A 25,281-nucleotide genomic window follows, 5' to 3' on the forward strand; every position below is an offset into this window, starting at 1 on the left:
GGCGTCAGGCCGCTGGTCGTCGGCGGCGCCGCGGCAGTCCGACTGCGAGGGCGACCACGACCACCCCGGCGCCCGCCGCCGCCAGCCACGTCGGCAGGCCGGTCGGGATGCCGAGGAAGGTCGTGATCCCGAGGATGCGCGCCATCCCCCACGGGAGCAGTGCGAGCTGGTCGTTCCAGACGGTCAGCGCGTCCTCGAGGCCGACGGCCCCGAGGAGGGCGCCGAGCGCGAGCATCACGGCGCCGGCGGTGCCCGCCGCCGTCGCTGCGGCCCGACGGCTCACGGACCGGGCGGCCAGCGACCAGACCAGGGCGGCGAGGACCCAGCCGGCGAGCACGACCGCCACCACGACGTACGCCGACCGCACGACCGGCTCGGTCCAGAAGGCGAACCAGTAGCCGCCGGGCCCGCGCCACGCCAGCACGGCCAGCAGCAGGAGCGACCGCAGGACCACCGCCCCGCCGACCGCCGTCGCCACGTGCCACGAGCGGGTGCGCCAGGTCGCCACGGCGACCACCAGCGTGAGCACCCCCCACCCGAGGCCGACGGCGACGAGGTGGCTCGGCGCCAGGAACCACGTCAGCACCAGCCGGCTCCACGCCACGCCCGCCACCGGCAGCGCCACCACCAGCCACGGCGACACCGGGCCCGGGTCGCGCCACGGCGTGACGGCCGTGCGGGCGAGGGTGCGGCCGGTGCGGGTGAGACCGAGCCCGAGGAGGAGCGCCACCAGGCCGCCGCGAGCCAGCCACGCCATCGGCAGGTCGCGGGCGGCCCGCTCCTCGCCGATCCGGGCGGCGGTGAGGTTGTACGCCGGCAGCGCGAGGTCGTCGCCGTACGTCTCCTCGTGCCGCTCCGCGGCGGCGTCGAAGCGCTGGCGGGCGGACTCCCAGACGTGGCGGCCCTCGCCGGTGTCGAGCCACTGCCCGTGGCGCAGCACCATCTCGCGATAGGCGCCGAGCAGGGCGTGCAGGTCGACCTGGTAGTCGAGCGAGGCGAGCAGCTGGTCGCGCAGCTCCGGGTCGCGGTAGGTCGCCTCGTCGGTGCCGGCGACGAGGTCGCGCATGGTCATGGCGACGTCGATCGCGTGCTGGCCGTCGTCGATCGCCTCCGTCACACCCTCCGGCCCGGAGTCGCGGGTCACGGCGTAGAGGACGTCGAGGACCGCGCTGTCGCCGGTGAGGATGTCCCACTCGAAGAGCAGCATCTGCGGCGGTGGCTCGAGTCCCAGCGCGAACGCGCGGACCTCGGCGAACTGGGGGACGTACTGCCCGTGGGTGACCGCCTCGCGTGACAGGGCGAGCGCCTCGGTGACCGTCGCGACCGTGTCGGGGTCGGTGGAGAGCCAGCGCCGCACCCAGTCCGCGGTGAGCTCGGCGGGGTCGGCGTCCGGGTCGCGCGCGAGCCGCCCGGCGACCTCGGTGTTGAGGTCGTAGAGCTGCCAGAAGCCGGTCGTCAGCAGCAGCGACCGCGGGCCAGCGCGCCAGGGGCCGCCGTCCTGGGTCCACGTCCAGACCCCCTCGACGTGCGGGTTCGCGTCGAGGAAGCGGCGCAGCGCGAGCTGGTGCAGCACACCGAGGTCGTTGGGCACGGTGCCGAACGACTCGAACTCTCGCCGGCTCTGCATCTCCACGATGCGCCGCTGGCTGCCCTGCTCGAGGGTCTCGTTGAGGGGGAGCCACGAGTAGAAGTCGCCGAGGCTGTACTTCGTCGACACCACCAGCCGCGGGGAGTCGACGCCGGCGAGCACCTCGTCGTACGACGCCGGGTCGGTGTGCATGTCGCCCACGGCGCCGACGCCGACGCTCCACGTGCGGAAGACGACGTCCCGGTCCGCGCGCTCGGCCTGCTCGGTGAAGGCGTCGAGCATCGCCCGGACGGCGGGCACCGTGGTCACGGTGATCTCGGAGTAGTAGTCGATGCCCGGGGTGTTGTAGATCGACCCGCCCTCGCCGATGCGGAGCACGACCCCGGACAGCTGCGGGAGCTCGGCGTAGATCTCGTCGAGCGCCGCCTCGTAGACGTCCCACAGCTCGGGGTCGGTCGGGTCGAGGCCGAAGCGCTCGGTGAGGTGGCGCTCCAGCGGGGTGCTGAGCACGAGCATGTCGGTGCGGAGGTAGACGTCGAGGCCGAGCTCGTCGAGCTCGGCCCAGATCGGGCCGAACGCGTCGCGGAACGCCTCCGCGCGCGCGACGTACTCAGGGTCGTCGGCGTAGACCTCCGGCACCCCGGCGAAGGTGACGTACTCGAGGAAGCCGGGCACGGTGACCGCGTTGTAGCCCTGCGCCAGCACGTGGCGGGCGAGCTCGAGGACGCTCCGGCGGGCCGCGGGGAGGGCCGCCTGGTCGATCCACGGCGCCTCGGGCAGCAGGACGTCCTCGAAGGCGCGCGAGTAGTGGGAGTAGTCGGTGCCGCCGCGCCATTGGTCGGGGTCGGGATCGACCCCGGCCGCGCCCAGGTCGACCATCCGGAAGGGGAGCCGGGAGGTGACCGTCCCGCCCACGCGCTCGGTGAGCGGCCGGTGCGCCCACGCGGCCTGCGCGAGGTCGTAGACGCCGCGGACCGCGCCCGACTCGGACGACGCACGGATCCGCAGCCGGTCGGCGGTCCCGGTGAGGCGGTAGGAGTCGTCGTCGGGGTCACCGTCGCCGTAGCGGACCCGCAACGTCGCGGTCCCCTCGCCGTCGGCGGTCGCGTCGCGCAGCTCGGCGCGGGCGGCTGACATGCGTACGCCGTCGGGCGCGGTGACGCGGATGCGCGGGGGAGCGACCGACTCGCGCGGCGGTGCCGCCCGCAGCACCTCGGTGGGCACGTCCTTGGGCTCGACCCGGATGCCCAGCGCCACCGAGATGCCGTACGCCGTCGCCCCGCCCAGTGCGACCAGCACGAGCAGGGTCAGGACGACCTGGAGCCCCCGCCTCTTCACGACGCGCACTCTAGTGACGGACCAGCCCGGGCGTCAGCGAAAAACAGTTGATGAGTGAGCGCTCACTCACTTACAGTGGAAGGCGTGCGACCTCGCGCCAAGCCACTGTCGCCCGACGACCGCCGGGCCGCCCTCGTCGACGCCACCGTCCCGCTCCTGCTCGAGCACGGGCGCACGGTGACGACCCGACAGATCGCCGACGCCGCCGGCATCGCCGAGGGCACGATCTTCCGGGTCTTCGACTCCAAGGACGACCTGGTCCTCGCCGCCCTCGAGCACGCGCTCGACCTCGACCCGTTCATCGCGCAGCTCCAGCAGGTCGAGCCCGACCAGGAGCTCGGCGCGATGCTCCTCGAGGTCGTCGAGCTCTTCCAGCGGCGCTTCACCCGGGTGTTCCAGCTGATGACCCGGATGGGCATGGTCGGACCGCCCAAGGCCCACCGGCACATGGAGGCGGAGCGCGAGCGCGTGGCCGCGATCCTCCAGGGCCTCGCCGAGCGGCACCGCGACTCCCTGCGCGTGCCGCCGAGCCAGCTGATGCACATGGTCAGGCTGCTGACCTTCTCCGGAACCCATCCCCACATCTCCGACGGCAACCCGCTGTCCGCCGAGGAGATCGTCGACACCGTGCTCCACGGCGTGCTCAAGACCCAGCAGAAGAAGGACTCCTGAATGCTGCTCCGACTCGTCCGCACCTACCTCAGGCCGTACGCCGCACCGCTCGCCGCGGTCGTGGCCCTGCAGTTCGTCGGCACGATGGCCGCGCTCTACCTGCCGACCCTCAACGCCGACATCATCGACAAGGGCGTCGTCACCGGCGACACCGGCTACATCGTGCGCCACGGCGGGCTGATGCTCGCGGTCTCGTTCGTGCAGGTCGTCTGCTCGATCGCGGCGGTGTGGTTCTCCGCGCGCAACGCGATGGGCTTCGGCCGCGACCTCCGGGGCGCGATCTTCCGCCGCGTCGGGTCCTTCTCCACCCGCGAGGTGCAGCACTTCGGCGCTCCGTCGCTGATCACTCGCGAGACCAACGACGTGCAGCAGGTGCAGATGCTCGTGCTGATGGGCGGCACGCTCATGGTGGCCGCCCCGATCATGATGGTCGGCGGCATCATCATGGCCGCGCGCGAGGACATCGGCCTGTCCTGGCTGGTGCTCGCCGTCGTGCCGGTCCTCGGCGTCTCCATCGGGCTCATCGTCCGCCAGATGGTGCCGAGCTTCCGGCTGATGCAGGTGCGCATCGACGAGGTCAACCGGCTGCTGCGCGAGCAGATCACCGGCGTCCGCGTGGTGCGGGCCTTCGTCCGGGAGCAGCACGAGACCGCGCGGTTCGCCGACGCCAACGCCCAGCTCACCGAGGTGGCGATCCGGGCCGGCCGCTGGCAGGCGGCGATGTTCCCGACCGTGATGATCGTGGCCAACGTCGCCACCGTCGGGGTGTTGTGGTTCGGCGGCCACCGCGTCGAGGCCGGCCACATGGAGGTCGGTGCCATCACCGCCTACATCTCCTACCTGATGCAGATCGTCATGTCGGTGATGATGGCGATGTTCATGCTGATGATGGTGCCGCGCGCCGCCGTGTGCGCCGACCGGATCACCGAGGTGCTCGACACCGAGTCGTCGGTCGTCCCGCCGGCCGACGCCGTCACCGAGCTGCCCGGCCGACTGGCCCTCGAGCTCGACGGCATCACCTTCGCCTATCCCGGCGCCGACGAGCCGGTGCTGCGCCAGGTCACGATGACGGCGCGGCCCGGGGAGACCGTGGCGATCGTCGGCTCGACCGGTGCCGGCAAGTCGACCCTCGTCAACCTCGTCCCGCGCCTGTTCGACGCGACCGGGGGAGCGGTGCGCGTCGGCGGCGTCGACGTACGCGACATCGACCCCGAGACGCTGTGGTCCCGGCTCGGCCTCGTGCCGCAGAAGGCCTTCCTCTTCCGCGGGACGATCGCCGACAACCTGCGCTACGGCAAGCCCGACGCCACCGAGGAGGAGATGTGGGCGGCGTTGGAGATCGCCCAGGCGCGTGAGTTCGTCGAGGCCATGCCCGACGGGCTGCAGTCCGAGGTCGCCCAGGGCGGCACCAGCCTCAGCGGCGGGCAACGCCAGCGCATGGCCATCGCGCGGGCGGTGATCCGCCGCCCGGAGATCTATCTGTTCGACGACTCGTTCTCCGCGCTCGACCTCACCACCGACGCCCGCCTCCGGGCCGCCCTGCGGCCGGTGACGCGGGAGTCGACGGTGGTGATCGTGGCCCAGCGCGTGGCGACCATCCGCCACGCCGACCGCATCGTCGTGATGGAGGACGGCGCCGTCGTCGGCAGCGGCACCCACGACGAGCTGCTCGACACCTGCACGACCTACCGGGAGATCGTCGAGTCCCAGCTGACCGCCGAGGAGGTGGCATGATGAACACCCCACGACCTTCTTCTCCTCCGCTTCGCTCCCCCGAACAACGCCGCGGGGACCCCGTTCCCTCCGACAGTCCTGCGGTCGCTCCCGGGCAGCTGAAGGAGACCGAGCGCGTCCAGTCCGGACCGGGCGGCCCCGGCCGCGGCCCGATGGGGGGCGGGATGATCGGGCAGAAGGCCGACACCTTCTGGCCCTCGCTCAAGCGGCTGCTCGCCCGGCTGCACCCCGAGCGCCACAAGGCGTACGCCGTGCTGGTGCTGACCGTGCTCAGCGTCGTCGCCACCGCCGTCGGCCCGTGGATCCTGGGCCGGGCGACCGACCTCGTCTTCGCCGGGCTGATCGGCAAGGACGTGCTCTCGACCGGGGCGACCCAGGAGCAGGCGATCGAGGCGCTGCGCGCCCGCGGCGAGGACAACCAGGCCGACATGCTCGCCTCGATGGACCTCACCGACGGCGTCGACTTCTCGGCCGTCGCCGACGTGCTGCTCGTCGTCCTCGCCGTCTACGTCGCCGCCTCGGTGCTGGCCTGGCTCGGCGGCTACCTCCTCAACGACGTCGTGCAGGGCACCGTGCTGCGGATGCGCTCGGAGGTGGAGGACAAGGTGCACCGGCTGCCGCTGGGCTACTTCGACAAGCAGCCGCGCGGCGAGCTGCTCAGCCGCGTCACCAACGACATCGACAACGTCAGTCAGACGCTCCAGCAGACGATGAGCCAGATGCTCAACTCGCTGCTCACGGTCTTCGCGGTGCTGGCGATGATGTTCTGGATCTCGCCGCTGCTCGCGGCGGTCGCGCTCGTCTCGGTCCCGGTCGCGATGTTCATCACGGGTGCGGTGATGAAGCGGTCGCAGGGCATGTTCATCCAGCAGTGGCGGCGCACCGGCACGCTCAACGCGCACATCGAGGAGACCTTCTCGGGCCACGCGATCGTCAAGGTCTACGGCCGCCAGCGGGAGGCCGAGCGGGTGTTCGCCGAGCAGAACGACGAGCTCTACGAGGCGTCGTACAGCGCCCAGTTCGTGAGCGGCCTGATCATGCCGATCATGATGTTCGTCGGGAACCTGAACTACGTCGTCATCGCCGTCCTGGGCGGCCTCCGGGTGGCCAGCGGCACGATGTCGCTCGGTGACGTGCAGGCGTTCATCCAGTACTCGCGCCAGTTCACGCAGCCGCTCACGCAGGTCGCCTCGATGCTCAACCTGCTGCAGTCGGGGGTGGCGTCGGCCGAGCGCGTCTTCGAGCTGCTCGACGCCGGCGAGGAGTCGGCCGACGCGACCGGTCGCCCTGCCGCTGCCGCCGATGCGCGCGGCGAGGTGCGCTTCGACGACGTGTCGTTCTCCTACGACCCCGAGCGGCCGCTCATCGAGCACCTGTCGCTCGTCGCCGAGCCCGGCCACACGGTCGCGATCGTGGGTCCGACGGGAGCGGGCAAGACCACGATGGTCAACCTGGTGATGCGCTTCTACGACCCGCAGTCCGGGCGCATCCTCATCGACGGCGTCGACATCACCTCGATCCCGCGCGGCGTGCTGCGCGGCCGGATCGGGATGGTGCTCCAGGACACCTGGCTCTTCGCCGGCACGATCCGCGACAACATCGCCTACGGCCGGCCGGACGCCACCGAGGAGCAGATCCTCGAGGCGGCCCGGGCGACCTTCGTCGACCGCTTCGTCCACTCGCTGCCCGACGGCTACGACACCGTCATCGACGAGGACGGCTCGAACCTGTCGGCGGGCGAGCGCCAGCTGGTGACCATCGCGCGGGCCAACCTGAAAGACCCGGCGCTGCTGATCCTCGACGAGGCCACCTCGTCGGTCGACACCCGCACCGAGCTGCTGCTCCAGCAGGCGATGGCGGCGCTGCGCTCGGACCGTACGTCGTTCGTGATCGCGCACCGCCTGTCCACGATCCGTGACGCCGACCTGATCCTCGTCATGGAGGACGGCTCCATCGTCGAGCAGGGCTCTCACGAGCAGCTGCTCGAGGTCGACGGCGCCTACGCCCGGCTCTACCGCTCGCAGTTCGAGGCGGCCGTCGAGGACGTCGTCGCCTGAGGTCATCCCGGCCGCCGGTGGAAATTGCGTTGAGCGCCTCCACCCCCCGACGTACGGTTGAGCCACACAGAAGGGAGGTGATCCGAAGAATGAAGTCTTTTCGGATGAGTGAGGTGGCTGCCCGCTGAGGCAGCCCGGTCCGCCGACAGCTGCCGGCGAATCCACTGCAGCCACCCGACCCGCAGGCCCCCGGAGTCATCCCCCGGGGCCCCTCTCCGAGGGGCAGCAGGCCTGCGGGTCGCTGCATTTCCTGGCTGGCTCGTCGCCGCCGGCAAGGTGATCCAGGTCTCGTCGCCGCCGGATGGCGGAACAAACTCGGCGGGCCTATGGTTGTGGAGAGCAACTATTGCTGATCGCAACCGAACGAAGGACTGCAGTGACCCAGGCTCCCCCCGTGACCGCCGAGCAGAGCGGCGAGATGACGCACCGCGAGGTGCTCGAGGCCCTCAGCGGCCTCCTCCTCGCGATGTTCGTCGCGATGTTGTCCAGCACGATCGTCAGCAACGCGCTGCCGACCATCGTCGACGACCTGCAGGGCAGCCAGACCGGCTACACCTGGGTCGTCGTCGCCACCATGCTCGCGATGACGGCGACCACGCCGATCTGGGGCAAGTTCGCCGACCTCTTCGACAAGAAGCTGCTGGTGCAGTCGGCGCTGGTGATCTTCTCGATCGGCTCGCTCATCGCCGGCTTCGCGCCGTCGATGGAGGTGCTCATCGGTGCGCGCGTCGTCCAGGGCCTCGGCGTCGGTGGCCTCACCGCGCTGGTCCAGGTCGTCATCGCCACGATGGTCTCCCCGCGTGAGCGGGGCCGCTACAGCGGCTACATCGGCGCCGTCTTCGCCCTCGCGACGGTCAGCGGCCCGCTGGTCGGCGGCGTGCTCGTCGACACCGTCGGCTGGCGCTGGTGCTTCTTCGCCGGCCTCCCGGTCGCGCTCCTCGCCTTCGCGGTCCTGCAGAAGACCCTCCACCTCCCGGTGGTCAAGCGTGAGGTGTCGATCGACTACCTCGGTGCCTTCCTCCTCGTCGGCGGCGTCTCGATCCTCCTGATCTGGATCTCCCTCGGCGGCCAGAACTTCGACTGGATCTCGTGGACCAGCGGCCTGCTCGTCGCCGCGTCCGTCGTCGTGATCGGCCTGGCGATCCACGTCGAGGCCAACGTCGCGAAGGACCCGGTCATCCCGCTGCGGCTCTTCAAGGACCGCACCCTGACCCTCGCCACCGTCGCGTCGGTGCTGATCGGCGTCGCGATGTTCGGCTCGACGGTCTACCTCAGCCTCTACTTCCAGCGCGCCAAGGACATGAGCCCGACCGAGGCCGGCCTGATGTCGATCTGCATGGTCGGCGGTCTGCTCGTCTCGAGCATCGTCAGCGGCCGGATCATCTCCAACACGGGCGTCTGGAAGCGCTGGTTGGTCGGTGGCATGGTCGCCGTCATCGCCGGCATCGGCCTGCTCGCCACCATCGACGCCTCGACCCCGCTGTGGCGCACCGGCCTCTTCATGGCCGTCCTCGGGCTCGGCCTCGGTGCCACGATGCAGAACCTCGTCCTGGCGGTGCAGAACACCATCGCCCTCAGTGACATGGGCGCCGGCTCGTCGGTCGTCGCGTTCTTCCGCTCCCTCGGCGGCTCCATCGGCATCGCGGCGCTGGGCGCCGTACTGGCCCACCAGGTCGCGGACGCCGTCCAGACCGGGCTGGCCAAGCTGCTCGCCGTCCACCCGGAGTACGCCGACGCGGTCGGGCACCAGACCGGCGGCATCCCCGACGTGTCCGACATGCCGGCCCCGCTCCGGATGATCTTCGAGAGCGCGTTCGGTGACGCGACCGGACACATCTTCCTCGTGGCCCTGCCGTTCGCGGTCGGCGCGCTGATCGCGGTCCTCTTCATCAAGGAGGTGCCGCTGCGCACCTCGGTGAAGCGCGAGGACGAGCTCATGGCCGAGGTCTCGCCGGTCTCACCCTCCTCTCAGGCGTGAGCCCCACAATGACCACCGTGAGCACCACGCCGGGCACGACGAGCACGACGTCCAGGTACGACGACCTGCGCCGCATCGAGGCGGAGGTCGGGACGCTGATCCGCCGCGTCAAGCGGGTGATGGGCGAGCGCGCCCGAGAGGTGCACCCCGACCTCCACCCGATGACGTTCTTCATCCTCACCCACCTCGCGAAGGCGGGGCCGCTGCGCGGCGCCGACCTCTCCGACGCGTTCGGGATGGACAAGGGCGGCGTCAGCCGTCAGGTCCAGGCGCTGGTCGACCTCGGCCTCGTCGAGCGGATGCCCGACCCGGAGGACCGCCGCGCGATCCTCCTCGACGCGACCGCGGAAGGCCGCGAGCGGCTGGAGAGGATGACGCGCAGCCGCAGCGACCGCTTCGACCAGCGGCTCTCCTCCTGGACCGACGAGGAGCTGGCCGGGTTCAGCAACCAGCTGGCGGCGTACAACCGGGCCCTCAGCGACGACTGACCTACCCCTCGGGGGATACCTGAGGACGTGGTGGACGGTTCCGGCCGTCCGGGCCGACCGCCACGTCCTCAGATATCGGTGATCAGCGGAGCCAGGCGGCGGTGTCGCCGGGCAGCCTGCCGCCGTCGACCGGACCGCTGGCCAGCAACAGCTCGCCCGCGGGGAGGTCGACGGAGGTCTCGCCGCAGTTGAGCACGACCGTGATGTGCCCGCGCCGGAACGCCAGCACGTCGGCGCCGAGGTCGAGCAGCTCGACCTCGGTGCCCGCGGTCCAGGCGAACTCGCGCCGCGCCGCGAGGGCCGCGCGGTAGAACTCGAGCGTCGATCCCTCGGCGCCCGTCTGCGCGTCGACGGTGAGCGAGGCCCAGTCCGCCGGCTGCGGGATCCACGGCTGTCCGGTGCCCGGGCCGAAGCCGTACGGCGCCTCGCTGCCGCCCCACGGGATCGGGACGCGGCAGCCGTCGCGGCCGACCTCGCCGGTGCGGAACCAGGACGGGTCCTGGCGGAACTCCGGCTCCACGTCGACCTGCTCGAGGCCGAGCTCCTCGCCCTGGTAGAGGTAGCTGGAGCCGGGCAGCGCCAGCATCGTGAGCGTGGCGGCACGGCCCCGGGCCAGGCCCCGCGCGCCGCCGCCGTAGCGCGTCACGTGGCGTACGACGTCGTGGTTGCTGAGCACCCAGGTCGGCGAGGCGCCGACCGGCTCGACCGCGGCGAGGGTGTCGGTGATGACGGTCGCGAAGGCCTCGGCCGACCAGTCGGTGAGCAGCCAGGCGAAGTTGAAGGCCTGGTCGAGCTCGTCGGGGCGCACGAAGGCGGCCATCGACTCAGGGGTCTGGGTCCACGCCTCGGCCACGGCCATCCGGTCCGGCCCGGCCTCGTCGAGGACCCGGTGCCACGCGCGGTAGACCTCGTGGACCTCGGGCTGGTCCCACATGGGCTCGTCCTTGAGGTCACGCGAGACCATCGAGTGGTCGGTGTTGACCTGGCCGGAGCTGGCCCGCCCACCCTCGGCGACCACCTGGTCGCGCAGGCCGGCCTCCTTGAAGAGCCCGTGCGCCACGTCGACGCGGAACCCGTCGACGCCGCGGTCGAGCCAGAAGCGCAGGACGTCCTCGAACATCGCCGGCACCTCGGGATTGCGCCAGTCGAGGTCGGGCTGCGTGGAGTCGAAGAGGTGGAGGTACCACTGGCCGTCGTCGACCTGGGTCCACGCCGGCCCGCCGAAGACGGACTCCCAGTTGTTGGGCAGCTCGCCCTCGGGAGCGTCGCGGAAGAGGTAGCGCGCGCGCTCGGGGCTGCCCGGCCCGGCGGCGAGGGCCGCCTGGAACCACTCGTGCTGGTCGGAGGTGTGGTTGGGCACCAGGTCGACCACGACGCGCAGCCCGAGCTCGTGGGCCCGGGCGACCAGGTCGTCGGCGTCGGAGAGCGTGCCGAAGAGCGGGTCCACGTCGCGGTAGTCGGCGACGTCGTAGCCGTGGTCGTGCTGCGGCGAGGTGTAGAACGGCGTGATCCAGAGGGCGTCGACGCCGAGGTCGGCGAGGTGCGGCAGGCGCGAGGTGATGCCCGGCAGGTCGCCGATGCCGTCGCCGTCGCTGTCGGCGAAGCTGCGGACGTAGACCTGGTAGACGACGGCGTTGCGCCACCAGTAGGTCTTTGGATCGTTCAAATCAGCCATGGCCCCATCTTCTCAAACGGCCGGTGGGGCCGGTCAATCCGTCGCCGGTCACCCCGACGGATCAGCCGGTCATCCAGCGGCGGGCGCCCGGCCGCCGAACATCTCGGGGTCGACGGCGATCCAGGTGTGCTCGGCGGTGGCCACGACGCGGCCGTCGGCGTCGTACAGCGTCGAGGCGGTGAAGGTCTTGCGCCCGTCCCGACCGCGGCCCTCGCCGACGACGACGTGCGGCTCCCCGATGATGGGGAGGTCGTCGATCCGGGCGGTCATCCGCCCGAGCACCATGAGCCGCTCGGTCAGGTCGCCGGCCCAGCCGCCGATGCAGTCGAGCGCCGCCCAGGTGACGGCGACCGAGGCGCGAGGCGTCTCGTCGACGTAGGTGTGCCAGTCCTCGTGGAGGCTCGGGTGCGGTGTCCAGGAGGCCGCGACGCGGTGGCCGTCAGGCCCCTCGCCGACCGCGCCGGGGAAGATCCGCAGCCCGTCGGCCTCCTCCCGCGCCGTGCCGCACGCGAAGCAGGTCGGGAAGGGGTGGAACGTGTGGCCCGGGTACGACGAGGAGGCGGCCGCGGCGGCCTCCGGGTCGACCGGCTCCACCTCGGCGAGGGTCCGGTCGACGCGGTGCGCCGTCGCGATCGGTGCGCCACCGAACGACGCGGTCGTGACGCCGGCGTCAGCGGTGACGTCGAGGGGGGTGTCGAGGGGCGGCGGCTGGCGCAGCGACACCTCGATCGGCGGCCAGCTGCCGCAGTGGTCGACGGGCGCGTCGGCCTCGTCGAGGGCGGCCAGCGCACCCGCGGTCCAGCCGCCGTTGCCGGAGTCGGGCGGTCCGCAGAAGCGTCGGGGCACGATCAGCTCGGTCACCGGTTCACCATCCCATGCCGGGCATGCGGGTCGTAGTTGCCGGATGGGGAACAATGAGCCCCGTGAGTGACCTGATCGACACCACCGAGATGTACCTCCGCACGATCTACGAGCTCGTGGAGGAGGGCATCGTGCCGCTGCGTGCGCGCATCGCCGAGCGGTTGCACCAGTCGGGGCCGACGGTGTCGCAGACCGTGGCCCGGATGGAGCGCGACGGCCTGCTCACCGTGCAGGGCGACCGCCACCTCGAGCTCACCGACGAGGGCCAGCGCCTGGCCACCCGCGTCATGCGCAAGCACCGGCTGGCCGAGCGGCTGCTGACCGACGTCATCGGCCTCGACTGGGAGCTCGTCCACGCCGAGGCGTGCCGCTGGGAGCACGTGATGTCGGAGACCGTCGAGCGCCGGCTCCTCGAGCTGCTCGACCACCCGACCGAGTCGCCCTACGGCAACCCGATCCCGGGCCTCGACGAGCTCGGCGACGTCGCCGGTGAGGACTTCATGGACAACGTCGAGCCGCTGTCGGGTGCGGCGATCGCGGAGGACCAGCGCGTCCACGTCAAGCGGATCTCCGAGGAGATGCAGAAGGACGAGGAGCTGATGGGCCTGCTCCGCCGCGTCGGGGCGCTGCCCGGCAAGACCGTCACGATCGCCCGCACCGAGGAGGGCATCCTCATCGGGTCCGGCGGCGAGACCGCCGAGCTCGTCGTCGAGGCCGCCGAGCACATCTTCGTGCGCCGCTGATCCGTCGCGAGAGTCTCCGGATATCCGGGGACTCTCACGCTTGTCACCCGATGTCTAGGCCGACAACCGTGAAACTCGGCTACGAAGCTCGACCAGGAACTCGCTGCACCCCACCTCGAGCTTGTACGACGCCAGCTCGTCGCCGCGGGTCGTGCCGCGGTTGACGATGACGACCGGCGTGCCGCCCTGGGCCGCCCGCTTCACGAACCGCAGCCCGCTCATCACGGTGAGCGACGAGCCCGCGACCAGCAGCGCGCCGGAGGTGCCGAGCGCCTCGACCGCGGCGTAGCAGCGGGCGACCCGGTCGGGCGGCACGTTCTCGCCGAAGAAGACCACGTCGGGCTTGAGCGGCCCGCCGCAGGGGCAACGCGGCACCACGAAGTCGTGGGTGTCGTCGAGGTCGACGTCGCCGTCGGGCCGCGTCTCCGCCCAGCCGTGCCGCTCGAGCCAGCCGGGGTTGAGGGCGTCGAGCTCGCGCTCGAGCGCGGCGCGGGAGGACGTCGTACGACACATCAGGCAGACGACCTCGGCGACGCGGCCGTGGAGCGCGACCAGGCGCTGCGACCCGGCGGCCTCGTGCAGGCCGTCGACGTTCTGGGTGATCAGCAGACCGGGGTCGAGGTCGGCGAGCGCGCGGTGCCCGGCATTGGGCTCGGCGCGACCCATCCGCTGCCACCCGAGGTGGCTGCGCGCCCAGTAGCGCTGCTGCGCCTCCGGGGTGGCGACGAACTCCTGGTAGGTCATCGGCGCGCGTGCCGGAGCGCCCGGGCCGCGGTAGTCGGGGATCCCGGAGTCGGTGGACAGCCCGGCACCGGTCAGCACGACCAGCGGCCGCGAGGCGAGCAGGTCGAGCGCCTCCTCCTCGGTGGAGAGGCCGGCCGCGAGGCTCACGCGTAGCGCGCCTGGGCGCGGGCCCGGGCCTTGGCCGCCTCGACCTCGCGGTTCTTCGGCGGGGCGGTGGTGACGAGGTCGTCGAGGAGGTGCTCGGTGATGTGGGCGATCTCCTTCACCGCGGCGTAGAAGGCCGCCTCGTTGGCCTGCGACGGCTTCGTCGTGCCGGCCACCTTGCGCACGTACTGCAGGGCGGCCGCGGTGACCTCGTCACGCGTCGCGGGCGGCTCGAAGTTGTTGAGCGGGCGGATGTTGCGGCACATACAGGGAGGGTACGCCGCGTTCCTCGCCGCTCAGAGGGGGAAGAACGACACGTCCTCGCCGGTCACGAGCGCGACCTTGCCGGAGGCGAGGGGGACGAGGCGGACGTCCGCGACGTCGGTGCCGTGCTCGACCTCGACCATCCGGTTGCTCATCGACCCGTCGGCGAGCGAGAGGACGGAGACCCAGCCGGTGGTGCCGGTCCAGCCCTGGCTGACGACGGTGAGGACCGAGCGCTGCTCGGGCAGCCAGGTGAACTGGCGCGGGTCTGTCGCCGCCCCGGCCTGTGTCCCCTCGTCGTAGCGGACGACGTCGAGCTGGCGCGGGTCGGTGAGGTCGGTGACGTCGAAGAGCGCGGCCTGGGCGCCGCGGGTGACGCCCTCGAGCGAGGCGTCCTGACCCATCCCGACGAGGCGGTGCTCGCCGAGCGGGTGGAGGTACTCCGAGAAGCCGGGGATCTTCAGCTCGCCGAGCAGCCGTGGGGCGGCCGGGTCGCTGAGGTCGACCGCGTAGAGCGGGTCGGTCTGGCGGAAGGTGACCACGATCGCGAGGTCGTCGAACCACCGCACCGACTTGATCTCCTCACCGACGCCGAGCTGGTCGACCCGCCCGGCCTCGACGAGGTCGGAGCCCTCCTCGCGGAGCGTCAGCACGGAGTTGAAGTTGCCGGTCTCGCTGCTCGGCCCGACCGCGACGCGCAGGGAGCCGCCGACGGCGTCCATCGACCAGCGGTCGGCGATGGTGCCCTCCACCTCGCCCGAGGCGACGTACGTCGCGTCGGTGCCGTCGAGGGCGAAGGCGAACAGCGGGGTCGTGCCGCCGAGGACCGGCGGGACGCCCGACGGGCGGCAGGTCATGCAGTCGACCCAGCCCCACGGGGGTGCGGACGCGGCGAGGTAGAAGCGGTCGGTCGAGAAGTAGGAGATGGCGGAATCGGTGGCGACGGCGGTGGTCGTCCGCGCGGTGGGATCGGCCGGGTCGAGGGCGAGCAGGGTGGTGGTGCCGAGCGCGAGGTCGTCCTCGGGGACCGCGACGTCCGCGCAGTCGACGAGCGGCCTGCCGTCGAGGGTGGGGAGCCAGTCGGCGAGGGTGGTCTCACGCACGAGCGCCCGGTTGCGCAGCCGTGCCCGGAGCTGGCCGAGGGTCCCGTCGGGGACGGAGAAGTCGAGCTCGGGCAGCCCGTTCTGCAGCACGACGCGCACCACGTCGCCGTGCAGGCGCACCGCCGACGCGCGGCCGCTGACCGTGGTCGCGTCGACGACGGTGGGCGAGGTGGGGTCGGCGAGGTCGACCGTGGTGATCGTCGTCGACCTCCCGTCGGCCGAGGTGCCGAGCACCACGGCGCGCCCGTCGACGAGGACCAGTTGGCCGCCGGGGTCGCCGACCCACCCGCTGCCGCGGGCGTCGTCGAGGCGGGTGGCGGACAGCAGGCGCGGCTCCGTGCCCGAGACGTCGTACGCCATCAGCTCGCCGTCGCGGAGCCGCAGCAGCAGGCTGCCGGCCACCTTCACCACGTCGGCCTCGTCGACACCGGCCTCCTGCACGTTGGTGCCCGACTCGTTGCTGGTGCTCCGTGAGGTGCTGACCGACGACCGGGCGGCCTCGGAGAACGGCTCAGCCGCGGACCCGGCGGCGTCGCTGCTGGTCATCACGTCGTAGACGACACCGCCGCCCCAGCCGTACGGGCCGACCGCCTCGAGCGCCCGGTCGACGTAGGAGTCGAGGAGCTCGTCGCACCCGCCCGCGACCGTGAGGTCGGCATTGGCGAGCGCGATGGGCGGCGAGGCGGGCGGACGACCGCCGTCGGGGTCCCTGCCGAGGGCGTAGCCGACGCCCGCGGCAGCGGCCAGGCTGGTGACGACGGTGAGGCCGGTGACGATGCTTCGAGCGCGCATGGCGGTGGGCATGGCGGTGGGACGGAGGCCCGGCGGCCGTGGTTCCGCGTGACACGATGGCGCGATGAGCGACCGCGACCTGGACCTCGTCCTCTTCGGCGCCACCGGGTTCACCGGTGGCCTCACGGCCGACTACCTCGCCACCACGGCGCCGACCGGGCTGCGGTGGGCGATCGCCGGCCGCAACGCCGACCGGCTCGAGGCCGTACGCCAACGGCTGGCCGAGCAGGGGGCCGAGGACGTCGAGGTGCTGGTCGCGGACTCGACCGACGCCGCGGCGCTGTCCGACATCGCCCGCCGCGCGCGGGTCGTCGCCACGACGATCGGGCCCTACCTCGAGCACGGCGACCCGCTGGTCGCCGCCTGCGCGGAGGCGGGCACCGACTACCTCGACCTCACCGGCGAGCCCGAGTTCGTGGACCGGATGTACCTCGAGCACCACCAGACCGCGGTCCGCACCGGCGCCCGCCTCGTCCACGCGTGCGGCTTCGACTCCATCCCGCACGACCTCGGCGCCTACTACACCGTGCAGCAGCTGCCGGACGACCAGCCGATCACGCTCCGCGGCGTCGTCCGGTCGAGCGGCACCTTCTCCGGAGGCACCTTCCACTCCGCGATGGAGCAGTTCGCGCGGGCCCGGGAGATGCGCCGGACCTACGCCGCCCGCCGGCGCGCCGAGGCGCGGCCCGAGGGCCGGTCGTCGCGCGCGGTGCGCGGCAAGCCCCACCGCGACCCGGTGCTCGGCTACTGGCTGCTCCCGCTGCCGACCATCGACCCGGTGATCGTGGCGCGCACCGGCGCCGCCCTGGCGTCGTACGGCCCGGAGTTCCGCTACTCCCACTGGGCCGGCACCAAGACCCTGCCGTACGCCGTCGGCGGCGCCGTCGGGGTCGGCGCCCTCACCCTCGCCGCGCAGGTCAAGCCGCTGCGCGAGCTCATCACCTCCAAGGTCCCCCGGGGCTCGGGGCCCGACGAGGCCAAGCGCGCCCGGTCGTGGTTCACCGTCGACTTCGTCGGCGAGGCCGGCGCGCGATCGGTCCGCACCCGCGTCTCCGGCGGTGACCCGGGCTACACCGAGACCGCCACGATGCTGGCCGAGGCGGCGCTGTGCCTCGCCCTCGACGACAACCCCGTCACCGCGGGGCAGGTCACGCCCGCCCAGGCGATGGGTGACGCGCTGCTCGACCGGCTTCAGAAGGCCGGGATCAGGTTCGAGACGCTGGCCGGCCGCCCCGCTGCTGGATGATGGGCGGATGACGCCCGCTCGGCACGGCACCGCGGCCGAGGTGGTGCGCGCCCACCTGGTCGAGAACCTCGCCACCCTGCGCGAGCAGGAGGCGCGGGTGCGCTCGGGTGAGGCCAGCGCCGTCCACAAGATGCGCATCGCCGCCCGCCGCCTCCGGACACCGCTCCAGACCGGCGGGCCGCTGCTCGCCACGAGCACCGACAGCCTCGTCGACGGGCTGCGCCGGCTCGGCCGCGAGCTGAGCGGCGCCCGCGACGCCCAGGTGCTCCGCGAGCGGCTCAGCCACCTCCTGTCGACACAGCCTCCGGAGCTCGTGATGGGCCCGGTGGAGGTGCTGGTCGACGACGAGCTGGCCGCCGCCGAGCAGCGCGGGCGCTCGCAGGCGCTCGCGGCGCTCGACGACGTCCGCTACGCCAGCCTGGTGCTCGAGCTCGACGCCCTCGCGCGCGACCTCCCGACCACGGGCGACGCCGATGAGCCGGCAGGCGAGGTGCTTCCCCGTCTGGTCCGCCGCGACGTCAAGCGCCTGCGCCGCGCCGTGCGGGCAGCAGTGCAGGCCGAGGCCAGCGAGGCCCACGACACGGGCCTGCACGACGCGCGCAAGAAGGCGAAGCGGCTGCGCTACGCGGCCGAGATGGCCGAGCCGGCCCTGGGCAAGCAGGCGACCAAGCTGGCCACCTCCGCCAAGAAGGTGCAGCAGGCCCTGGGGGAGCACCAGGACACCGTGATGTCCCGTCGGTTCCTCCGCGAGCACGGCGCGCGCATGCACGTCGAGGGGATGAACGGCTTCACCCTCGGCCGGCTGCACGCGATCGAGGAGGCTCGGGCCGCGGCCGCGGTCGAGGACTTCGAGCGGGCGTGGCGGCGCCTGCAGGGCCGGAAGATCCGGAAGCGCGACGCGGGCTAGACCGACCCGGTCCGGCGGTCGCGGGTGGGTGCCCCAGGCAAGAGTCGAACTTGCGACCTTTCGCTTAGGAGGCGGCTGCTCTATCCACTGAGCTACTGGGGCGTGCTGCGGCACCGGAGGTGGCGCGGCGGGAAGCATCCTGCCACGTCGGCGTACACCGTCGGGCACCAGCCGGGCACTCGACCGGCGTGGTCCATGCTCCGCGGGAGCGGAAATCTTGCCGCAGTGAAGTAGGTTCAGTCCGGTCAGCCCCCTCCCCACCCCAACGAAGGTGAGCCCGTGTCGGACGAGTCGCGCCCCGAGCCGTCCGACGGCGCACCCAAACGCCGTGGGAAGGCCGCCCGCAAGCACACGGTCGGCCGCGTCATCCTGATCAGCGCGGTCGTGCTCGCGCTGATCACCGGGCTCGGCACCGTCTACTTCATCCGCCACCTCAACGGCAACATCGAGGGCCTCTCGCTCGACGCCCTCGGTGACGAGGAGCGTCCCGAGAAGGTCTACACCGGCAACGGTGAGCCGCTCAACATCCTCGTGATGGGCTCCGACTCGCGCGACTGCGACGGCTGTGGCATCGACCAAGAGGGCGGTGGCGGCTCCGACACCACCATCCTCGTGCACCTCTCTGCGGACCGCAGCCGGGCGTACGCCGTCTCGATCCCGCGCGACTCGATCATCGACCGCCCCGAGTGCAACGACGGCGAGTCCGCCGCCGCGACCGACGTGATGTGGAACGCCGCGTACAGCACCGGTGGCCCCGTCTGCACCCTCGACCAGCTCGAGACCACCACCGGCATCTACGTCGACCACTTCGTCGTCGTCGACTTCGCCAGCTTCGGCGACATGGTCGACGCCGTCGGCGGCGTCCCGGTCTGCGTGCCGGAGGACATCGTCGACCGTCAGCACCAGATCTTCGTGCCGAAGGGCAACCCGTCCGTGCTCACCGGCGACGAGGCCCTCGACTACGTCCGGGCCCGCTACGTCGGCGAGCAGCTCCAGCAGAACGACATCTCGCGCATCCGGCGCCAGCAGGAGTTCATCGGCGCCCTCGTCCGCGAGGTGCAGTCGGCCGGCACGCTGACCCGGCTCGACAAGGTCGTCAAGTTCCTCGACGCCGCCACCAAGTCGCTGACCACCGACGAGGAGTTCGCCTCCGTCACCCGCCTGGGCAAGGTGGCGATGCAGCTGCAGAACATCGGCCTCGACAAGGTCCAGTTCGTCACGCTCCCGACCGAGTACTACGGGCGCGACTCCGAGTTCTGGGGCAAGGTCTACTGGACGCCCGAGGCGGAGGAGATCTGGAAGCTGATCAACGCGGACAAGGTGATCCCGCCGCGGCTGCTCGGTGACAACTCGGTGAGCGCCGAGGGACCGCCCGGAGCCTCCGAGTCCCCGTCGCCGAGCGCCGGCGAGAGCCCGTCCGGGACCACGTCCGAGACGCCTTCCGAGACCCCGTCCGAGACCCCGACCGAGACCGAGACCCCGTCCAGTACCGCGACCCCCGAGGCGCCGGCCACCACGAAGCCCGACCCCGTCCCCGGCATCTGCGCCTGACCCGTTCCCGTGGATCCCGACACCCCCACCGAGCCGGCCGAGCCCACCGAGCCCACCGAGCCCGGCAGGCGCGAGGCCGAGCGCGAGGCCGAGCGCGAGGCTGAGCGTGAGGCCGAGTGGCAGCGCCGCCGCCGGCTCGCGGAGGTGTTCGGCGACGCCACGCCCGACCAGACGAGCGACGACCGGGACCCGCGCGAGGACCGCTCGGGCAAGGGCGACGACTGGTACCGCGACCAGGTGCCGCCCCACCACGGCTGACGCTCGGAGTCGATCGCCGGCGGAGCGGTGCGCCACCCACATTCGTACGCCCGGGAATGTGGCTCAGGCACCGCCCGGCGGCGTGTCCTGAGCGACGCGCCGGCCCAGCGGTGCGCCACCCACATCCGTACGCCGTGGAATGTGGCTCAGGCACCGCTCCGGGACGACGAACGGCCCGCCCCCGGCGGGGGACGGGCCGCGCAGAGGTTGTCGGTCAGACGGCGCCGCCGCGGGCCTTGAGCAGGTCGCGGATCTCCTCGAGGAGCGCGACGTCGGGAGCCGCGCCGGCCTCCTCGGTGGGGAAGAAGCGCTCGCGCGCCTTCGTGTAGGGCAGCACGATGAAGAAGTAGACGACCGCGCCCATGATGAGGAACGCGATCAGGGCGTTGAGGAAGGCGCCGAAGCTGCCGGCCTCGTTGCTGAAGTACTCGTCCGCCGAGGGCAGCAGACCGGTGAGCCACGCCGTGAAGGTGGTGACGACCGCCGCGAAGGCCAGCGCCATGATCAGGCCGGTGGCGATCTCGATGAGGTTGCCCTTGAGGATGAATGCCTTGAAGCCGCTCATGCTGGATCTCCCATGGTGGGGCCCCGAGAGGGCCGCGTGAGAACTGGACGCACCTCACGCTAGCGGCTCCACGACACCGTGAGGTACTGCGTCAGGGAGGCGCCGGCGATCGCCGTCGCCTCCGAGGCCGTCGCGCCGACCACGACCAGCGCGCCGCCGGACCCGCCGGCCGGACCCTCGGGCACGTCGGTGGGGGTGGCCAAGACGGTGACGTCGCGGGCCACGAGGGACGCCTCACCCGTGCCGGGATCGGTGGCGAGCAGGTCCACGTCGTCGCCGGCGCGGAGCAGCGTCACCATGCCCGCGTCGGGCAGCCGCACGGGCACGATCGTGTCCCCGGGCTGGGCGAGCGCCAGGCCCGGGCCGACGAGACGCACGTCGGTCACGACCTCGCCACGGCCGATCGGCGCGGCGAGCACCCGCCCGGTCGGGGCCGTCGCGGCGCGGGCCGGGACGAGGTCGGCCGGCCAGTCGCGGGAGACGACGTCGTCACCGGCCAGCAGGGCTCCGGAGGGCAGGTCCCGCGCGGCCACCAGCACCTCGACGGTGTCGGCCGGCGGCGGTGCGAGGGTGCGCAGCGCACCGAGGGCGGCCACGGCGGTGAGCGCGGCGGCGATCAGCCGTCGGCGACGCCGCAACTGGTGTCGTACGGCGCGCAGCCGGCGCCTGGCCGGCGGGAGTCCCGGGAACATGCACCGACGCTAGGACCGAGCGGCCTCTCCGCGCTCGGCCTCTCCACAGGGTCTCGTGGCGGTCGCCGCGTGACCTCCTCGACCAAGGGAAGGTCAGTCGGACGACGAGCTGGACGAGCTGGACGAGCTGGACGAGCTCGACGACGAGCTCGAGGAGGAGCTGGACGAGCCGGACGACGAGGACGAGGTGCTGGAGGCGGTGGAGGAGGACGGCGGGGCCGACGAGCTGGCGCCCGAACGGCTGTCGGTGCGGTAGAAGCCCGAGCCCTTGAACACCACGCCCACGGCGTTGAAGAGCTTGCGCAGCCGGCCGTTGCACTCGGGGCAGACGGTCAGGGCGTCCTCGCTGAAGCTCTGGAACTGCTCGAAGGAGTGGCCGCACTCGGTGCAGGCGTACTGGTAGGTCGGCATGTGGGTCCTCGTGGAGCGACGGAGAAGCGACGGTGGTGCGGGAGCGGCCGGGCCGGCGCGACGCGCTGGCACTCGGGCCCTTCGACTGCCAATGGTACGGCACAATGGTGGGGCGATGACCGAGCCTGCCGACACCCCCGACCCGACCACCGCCTCGACCGGCACGCCCGAGCAGCCCGCCGACGCCGGCCGCCGCCCGGAGCATGGCTCGCGCTGGCAGGCCTTCATGCGTGCGCCCCGGGCAGTGCGCTGGACGGCGTGGACGGCGCTGGGTCTCGTCGTGCTGCTCCTGGTGCTCGCGGCCGTGACGGTGGTCGTCGTACGCCGTCCGCTGCCGCAGACCGACGGCGAGATCGAGGTCCCCGGGCTCGCGGCGACCGTCGAGGTGGTGCGCGACGACCACGGCATCCCGCAGGTCTACGCCGACACCGACGCCGACCTGATGTTCGCGCAGGGCTTCGTGCACGCGCAGGAACGCTTCTTCGAGATGGACGTCCGCCGCCACGTCACCGCGGGCCGGCTCTCCGAGCTGTTCGGCTCCGAGACCCTCGAGACCGACCGGTTCATCCGCACGATGGGCTGGCGTCGCGTCGCCGAGCGCGAGCTGGCGCTGCTCGAGCCGGCGACGCGCGACGCGCTGACGTCCTACGCCGCGGGGGTCAACGCCTACCTCGCCGACCGCAGTCCGTCGCAGCTGGCGGCCGAGTACAGCGTGCTGGGGCTCACCGGCCTCGACTACGAGCCCGCCGACTGGGACCCCGTCGACTCGCTGGCGTGGCTCAAGGCGATGGCGTGGGACCTGCGCGGCAACATGGACGCCGAGGTCGACCGGGTGCTGCTCTCGCTCGACCACACCGACGACGAGATCACCTCGTTGTGGCCCGGCTACCCCTTCGGCGAGCACCCGCCGATCGTCAGCGGCGGCGGGGTCGTCGACGGCGTCTTCGAGCAGAACGCGACCGGCAACGCGACCCGCAACCCCCGCCGGCCGGCGTACGCCCCGGGCGTCGTCGCGGCGCTCGAGCGGGTGCGTGACCGGGTGGAGGCGATGCCCGAGCTCCTCGGCAAGGGCCGCGGGATCGGCAGCAACTCGTGGGTCGTCGACGGTGACCACAGCGCGACCGGCAAGCCGATCCTGGCCAACGACCCGCACCTCGGCATCAGCCAGCCCGGCATCTGGATGCAGATGGGACTGCACTGCCGCGAGCAGACCGCGGACTGCTCGCTCGACACGTCGGGCTTCACGTTCTCGGGCGTGCCGGGCGTGATCATCGGCCACAACGCCGACATCGCGTGGGGCTTCACCAACCTCGGCCCCGACGTCACCGACCTCTTCCTCGAGCAGACCGAGGGCGACGACCGCTACGTCCGCGACGGCGCGACCGAGGCGATGGAGGTGCGCACCGAGACGATCAAGGTCCGGGGTGAGGACGACGTCGAGCTGCGGGTCCGCGAGACGGTCCACGGACCGTTGATCAGCGACGTCTCGTCGGAGTTCGCGACCGTCGGCGCCAACGCGCCGACCGACGAGCCGGGGGAGCGCGGCAGCGGGTACGCCGTCGCGCTGGCGTGGACGGCCCTCGAGCCCGCGCCGACGGCCGACGCCATCCTCGCCCTCAACCGCGCCTCGGACTGGGACTCGTTCCGCGCGGCCGCCGCCGACTTCGCCGTCCCCGCGCAGAACCTCGTCTACGCCGACCGCGAGGGTCACATCGGCTACCAGTCACCCGGCCGGATCCCGATCCGCCGGGCCGGCAACGACGGCACGATGCCGGTGGAGGGCTGGGTCAGCGCCAACGACTGGACGGGCGACTACATCCCCTTCGACGGGCTGCCGAGCGTGCTCGACCCGGAGGAGGGCTTCATCGTCACGGCCAACCAGGCCGTCATCGACCAGCGCTACCCCTACCTCCTCACCAAGGACTGGGACTACGGCTACCGCTCGACGCGGATCCGCGAGGTGCTCGAGGAGGAGGGGGAGCTGTCCGTCTCGGAGATGGCCGGCCTCCAGCTCGACTCCACCAACCCGATGGCCGAGACGCTGGTGCCCTACCTGCTCGACGTCGAGGCGCTGCCGTCCCCCTACTACCGCAACGCCCAGAACCTGCTGCGCAACTGGGACTTCACCTCGCGGGCCGACAGCCCCGCCGCGGCCTACTTCAACGTCGTGTGGCGCACGATCCTCGACAAGACGTTCCACGACGAGCTGCGGCAGCGCACCTGGCCCGACGGCGGCGACCGGTGGTTCCGCGTGGTGGGCCAGATGCTGTCGGAGCCGGCCGGACCGTGGTGGGACGACGTGACCACCGACGACACGGTCGAGACCCGCGACGACATCCTGCGGGCCTCGCTCATCGACGCGCGTGACGAGATGACTCGTCGCCAGTCGCGCGACCCCCGCCTGTGGGAGTGGGGGCGCCTGCACCGCATGAACCTCCACAGCTCCACCCTCGGCGAGTCGGGCGTGGGGCCGGTCGAGCGCCTCTTCAACCGCGACGGCTGGCAGGTCGGCGGCGGCTCGTCCATCGTCGACGCCACGTCGTGGAACGCCGTCGAGGGCTTCGACGTCACCGCCGCGCCGTCGATGCGGATGGTCGTCTCGCTCGCCGACTTCGACGACTCGCGGTGGATCAACCTCACCGGCGTCTCCGGGCACCCGGCGTCGTCGCACTACTCCGACCAGACCGAGCTCTGGGTCGACGGCGAGACCCTGCCCTGGGCGTACACCCGCGGCGCCGTCGAGGCGGCTGCCGAGGACCGGCTCGTGCTCACCCCGGCCTCGGACTGAGTCACCGGATATCCGGTGACCTACCCGCTTGTCACGCAAGACTCGGGTGCCAAGCGGGAGTCTCACCGGATATCCGGTGACTCCAGAGGACCCAGCACCCGCACCCCCGACGCGGTCAGCGCGAAGCCGACCCGTACGTCGTGGGGCTCGGCCGGTACGTCGAGCCCGACCTCGTCGTCGTACAGCACCACGGCGACGGGGGTGCCGGGGGTGACGCGGGGGAGGGCGCGGTCGTAGCACCCGCCGCCCTGGCCGAGGCGGGCGCCGGTCGGGGAGACCCCGGTGCCGGGCACGAGCACGACGTCGGCCTGCGCGATCGCGTCGACCCCGAGCCGCGGCGCGGTCGGCTCCAGCAGCCCCCGCACCGCCGGCGCCAGGCCGGACCGACCGGTGTAGACGGCCCAGTCGAGGTCGAGCCCCGGCAGCACGACCGGCAGCAGCACGCGCTTGCCGGCCGAGGCGAGCGCGTCGAGCAGGAGGCCGGTGCCGGGCTCGCTGCCGACCGAGACGTAGACGGCCACCGTCGCAGCGGTTCGGACCGGCTCCCACGCGAGCGCCACGTCGGCGACGGACGCCGCGAACCCCGCGGCGGCCTCGAGCGGGCGCCGCTTGCGGGCCGCCTGCACCTGGTCGCGCAGGGCGGTCTTGGCCGCCGAGTGTCCCGGTCCCACACCAGCAGCCT

Annotated in this window: 21 protein-coding genes and 1 tRNA gene; 11 read left to right on the forward strand and 11 right to left on the reverse strand. The window is 72.3% G+C overall.

Annotated features, from left to right (window positions below):
- Window positions 1-4: 4 nt before the first annotated feature.
- Window positions 5-2,926: a hypothetical protein gene (locus tag AC3A3L_RS20975; RefSeq protein ID WP_487641984.1), complete on the reverse strand. Its 2,922-nt coding sequence runs from the start codon at window positions 2,924-2,926 to the stop codon at window positions 5-7.
- A gap of 84 nt (window positions 2,927-3,010) precedes the next feature.
- Here AC3A3L_RS20975 and AC3A3L_RS20980 point away from each other — a divergent pair, with 84 nt between their 5' ends.
- The 5 genes from AC3A3L_RS20980 to AC3A3L_RS21000 all read left to right on the forward strand — a co-directional run bounded on the left by AC3A3L_RS20980 (window position 3,011) and on the right by AC3A3L_RS21000 (window position 9,855).
- Entirely contained in the window at window positions 3,011-3,598 is a 588-nt protein-coding gene (locus tag AC3A3L_RS20980; protein ID WP_487641985.1) for a TetR/AcrR family transcriptional regulator, read from the forward strand.
- Window positions 3,599-5,332 carry an ABC transporter ATP-binding protein gene (locus AC3A3L_RS20985; RefSeq protein WP_487641986.1) on the forward strand — a complete coding sequence of 578 codons (1,734 nt, stop codon included), beginning with the start codon at window positions 3,599-3,601 and terminating at the stop codon, window positions 5,330-5,332. It abuts the gene before it with no gap.
- Window positions 5,332-7,389, forward strand: a complete 2,058-nt coding sequence (locus AC3A3L_RS20990; RefSeq protein ID WP_487642026.1) for an ABC transporter ATP-binding protein — start codon at window positions 5,332-5,334, stop codon at window positions 7,387-7,389. The genes AC3A3L_RS20985 and AC3A3L_RS20990 overlap by 1 nt, the downstream gene beginning before the upstream one ends.
- A 394-nt stretch (window positions 7,390-7,783) precedes the next feature.
- Window positions 7,784-9,367, forward strand: a complete 1,584-nt coding sequence (locus tag AC3A3L_RS20995) for an MDR family MFS transporter (protein ID WP_487641987.1) — start codon at window positions 7,784-7,786, stop codon at window positions 9,365-9,367.
- 17 nt (window positions 9,368-9,384) lie between these two features.
- Window positions 9,385-9,855, forward strand: a complete 471-nt coding sequence (locus tag AC3A3L_RS21000; RefSeq protein ID WP_487641988.1) for a MarR family winged helix-turn-helix transcriptional regulator — start codon at window positions 9,385-9,387, stop codon at window positions 9,853-9,855.
- 82 nt (window positions 9,856-9,937) lie between these two features.
- On the opposite strand, the gene AC3A3L_RS21005 is transcribed toward AC3A3L_RS21000, so the two are convergent.
- Window positions 9,938-11,530 (reverse strand): glycoside hydrolase family 13 protein, encoded by a 1,593-nt coding sequence (locus tag AC3A3L_RS21005; protein ID WP_487641989.1) that lies wholly within the window; start codon window positions 11,528-11,530, stop codon window positions 9,938-9,940.
- A 69-nt stretch (window positions 11,531-11,599) separates the two neighbouring features.
- Window positions 11,600-12,391 (reverse strand): hypothetical protein, encoded by a 792-nt coding sequence (locus tag AC3A3L_RS21010; protein ID WP_487641990.1) that lies wholly within the window; start codon window positions 12,389-12,391, stop codon window positions 11,600-11,602.
- A 62-nt stretch (window positions 12,392-12,453) separates the two neighbouring features.
- On the opposite strand from AC3A3L_RS21010, the gene AC3A3L_RS21015 reads away from it, so the two are divergent.
- Complete coding sequence (locus AC3A3L_RS21015) at window positions 12,454-13,134, forward strand: iron-dependent transcriptional repressor DtxR (RefSeq protein WP_487641991.1); 681 nt, start codon at window positions 12,454-12,456, stop codon at window positions 13,132-13,134.
- A gap of 54 nt (window positions 13,135-13,188) precedes the next feature.
- On the opposite strand, the gene AC3A3L_RS21020 is transcribed toward AC3A3L_RS21015, so the two are convergent.
- Genes AC3A3L_RS21020 through AC3A3L_RS21030 form a run of 3 tightly spaced genes read right to left on the reverse strand, consistent with a single transcriptional unit; the run spans window position 13,189 to window position 16,181 of the window.
- Window positions 13,189-14,025, reverse strand: coding sequence for a Sir2 family NAD-dependent protein deacetylase (locus AC3A3L_RS21020; RefSeq protein WP_487641992.1), 837 nt, complete (start codon window positions 14,023-14,025; stop codon window positions 13,189-13,191).
- Window positions 14,022-14,288, reverse strand: coding sequence for a DUF2277 domain-containing protein (locus AC3A3L_RS21025; protein ID WP_487641993.1), 267 nt, complete (start codon window positions 14,286-14,288; stop codon window positions 14,022-14,024). The genes AC3A3L_RS21020 and AC3A3L_RS21025 overlap by 4 nt, the downstream gene beginning before the upstream one ends.
- A gap of 30 nt (window positions 14,289-14,318) precedes the next feature.
- Complete coding sequence (locus AC3A3L_RS21030) at window positions 14,319-16,181, reverse strand: beta-propeller domain-containing protein (RefSeq protein WP_487641994.1); 1,863 nt, start codon at window positions 16,179-16,181, stop codon at window positions 14,319-14,321.
- Between the two features lie 64 nt (window positions 16,182-16,245).
- On the opposite strand from AC3A3L_RS21030, the gene AC3A3L_RS21035 reads away from it, so the two are divergent.
- Both AC3A3L_RS21035 and AC3A3L_RS21040 read left to right on the forward strand, forming a co-directional pair.
- On the forward strand, window positions 16,246-17,427 hold the full coding sequence (locus AC3A3L_RS21035) for a saccharopine dehydrogenase family protein (RefSeq protein ID WP_487641995.1): 1,182 nt from the start codon (window positions 16,246-16,248) through the stop codon (window positions 17,425-17,427).
- A 7-nt stretch (window positions 17,428-17,434) separates the two neighbouring features.
- On the forward strand, window positions 17,435-18,334 hold the full coding sequence (locus tag AC3A3L_RS21040; RefSeq protein ID WP_487641996.1) for a CHAD domain-containing protein: 900 nt from the start codon (window positions 17,435-17,437) through the stop codon (window positions 18,332-18,334).
- A 29-nt stretch (window positions 18,335-18,363) separates the two neighbouring features.
- Here AC3A3L_RS21040 and AC3A3L_RS21045 read toward each other — a convergent pair.
- Window positions 18,364-18,436: transfer RNA gene (locus tag AC3A3L_RS21045), tRNA-Arg, on the reverse strand.
- Between the two features lie 177 nt (window positions 18,437-18,613).
- On the opposite strand from AC3A3L_RS21045, the gene AC3A3L_RS21050 reads away from it, so the two are divergent.
- Both AC3A3L_RS21050 and AC3A3L_RS21055 read left to right on the forward strand, forming a co-directional pair.
- Window positions 18,614-19,885 carry an LCP family protein gene (locus AC3A3L_RS21050; RefSeq protein ID WP_487641997.1) on the forward strand — a complete coding sequence of 424 codons (1,272 nt, stop codon included), beginning with the start codon at window positions 18,614-18,616 and terminating at the stop codon, window positions 19,883-19,885.
- 9 nt (window positions 19,886-19,894) lie between these two features.
- Window positions 19,895-20,143, forward strand: coding sequence for a hypothetical protein (locus tag AC3A3L_RS21055; RefSeq protein ID WP_487641998.1), 249 nt, complete (start codon window positions 19,895-19,897; stop codon window positions 20,141-20,143).
- A gap of 214 nt (window positions 20,144-20,357) precedes the next feature.
- Here the strand turns inward: AC3A3L_RS21055 and AC3A3L_RS21060 are convergent, their stop codons facing one another.
- The 3 genes from AC3A3L_RS21060 to AC3A3L_RS21070 all read right to left on the reverse strand — a co-directional run bounded on the left by AC3A3L_RS21060 (window position 20,358) and on the right by AC3A3L_RS21070 (window position 21,811).
- Window positions 20,358-20,708 (reverse strand): MscL family protein, encoded by a 351-nt coding sequence (locus tag AC3A3L_RS21060; protein ID WP_487641999.1) that lies wholly within the window; start codon window positions 20,706-20,708, stop codon window positions 20,358-20,360.
- A 59-nt stretch (window positions 20,709-20,767) separates the two neighbouring features.
- Entirely contained in the window at window positions 20,768-21,400 is a 633-nt protein-coding gene (locus AC3A3L_RS21065) for an SAF domain-containing protein (RefSeq protein ID WP_487642000.1), read from the reverse strand.
- Window positions 21,401-21,493: 93 nt separating this feature from the next.
- On the reverse strand, window positions 21,494-21,811 hold the full coding sequence (locus AC3A3L_RS21070; protein WP_487642001.1) for an FmdB family zinc ribbon protein: 318 nt from the start codon (window positions 21,809-21,811) through the stop codon (window positions 21,494-21,496).
- A gap of 115 nt (window positions 21,812-21,926) precedes the next feature.
- On the opposite strand from AC3A3L_RS21070, the gene AC3A3L_RS21075 reads away from it, so the two are divergent.
- Window positions 21,927-24,599, forward strand: coding sequence for a penicillin acylase family protein (locus AC3A3L_RS21075; RefSeq protein ID WP_487642002.1), 2,673 nt, complete (start codon window positions 21,927-21,929; stop codon window positions 24,597-24,599).
- Between the two features lie 62 nt (window positions 24,600-24,661).
- Here AC3A3L_RS21075 and AC3A3L_RS21080 read toward each other — a convergent pair whose 3' ends face one another.
- On the reverse strand, window positions 24,662-25,270 hold the full coding sequence (locus AC3A3L_RS21080) for a 5-formyltetrahydrofolate cyclo-ligase (protein WP_487642003.1): 609 nt from the start codon (window positions 25,268-25,270) through the stop codon (window positions 24,662-24,664).
- Window positions 25,271-25,281 lie beyond the last annotated feature (11 nt).

The sequence above is a fragment of the Nocardioides sp. Soil_C_8 genome (genome assembly GCF_057656315.1).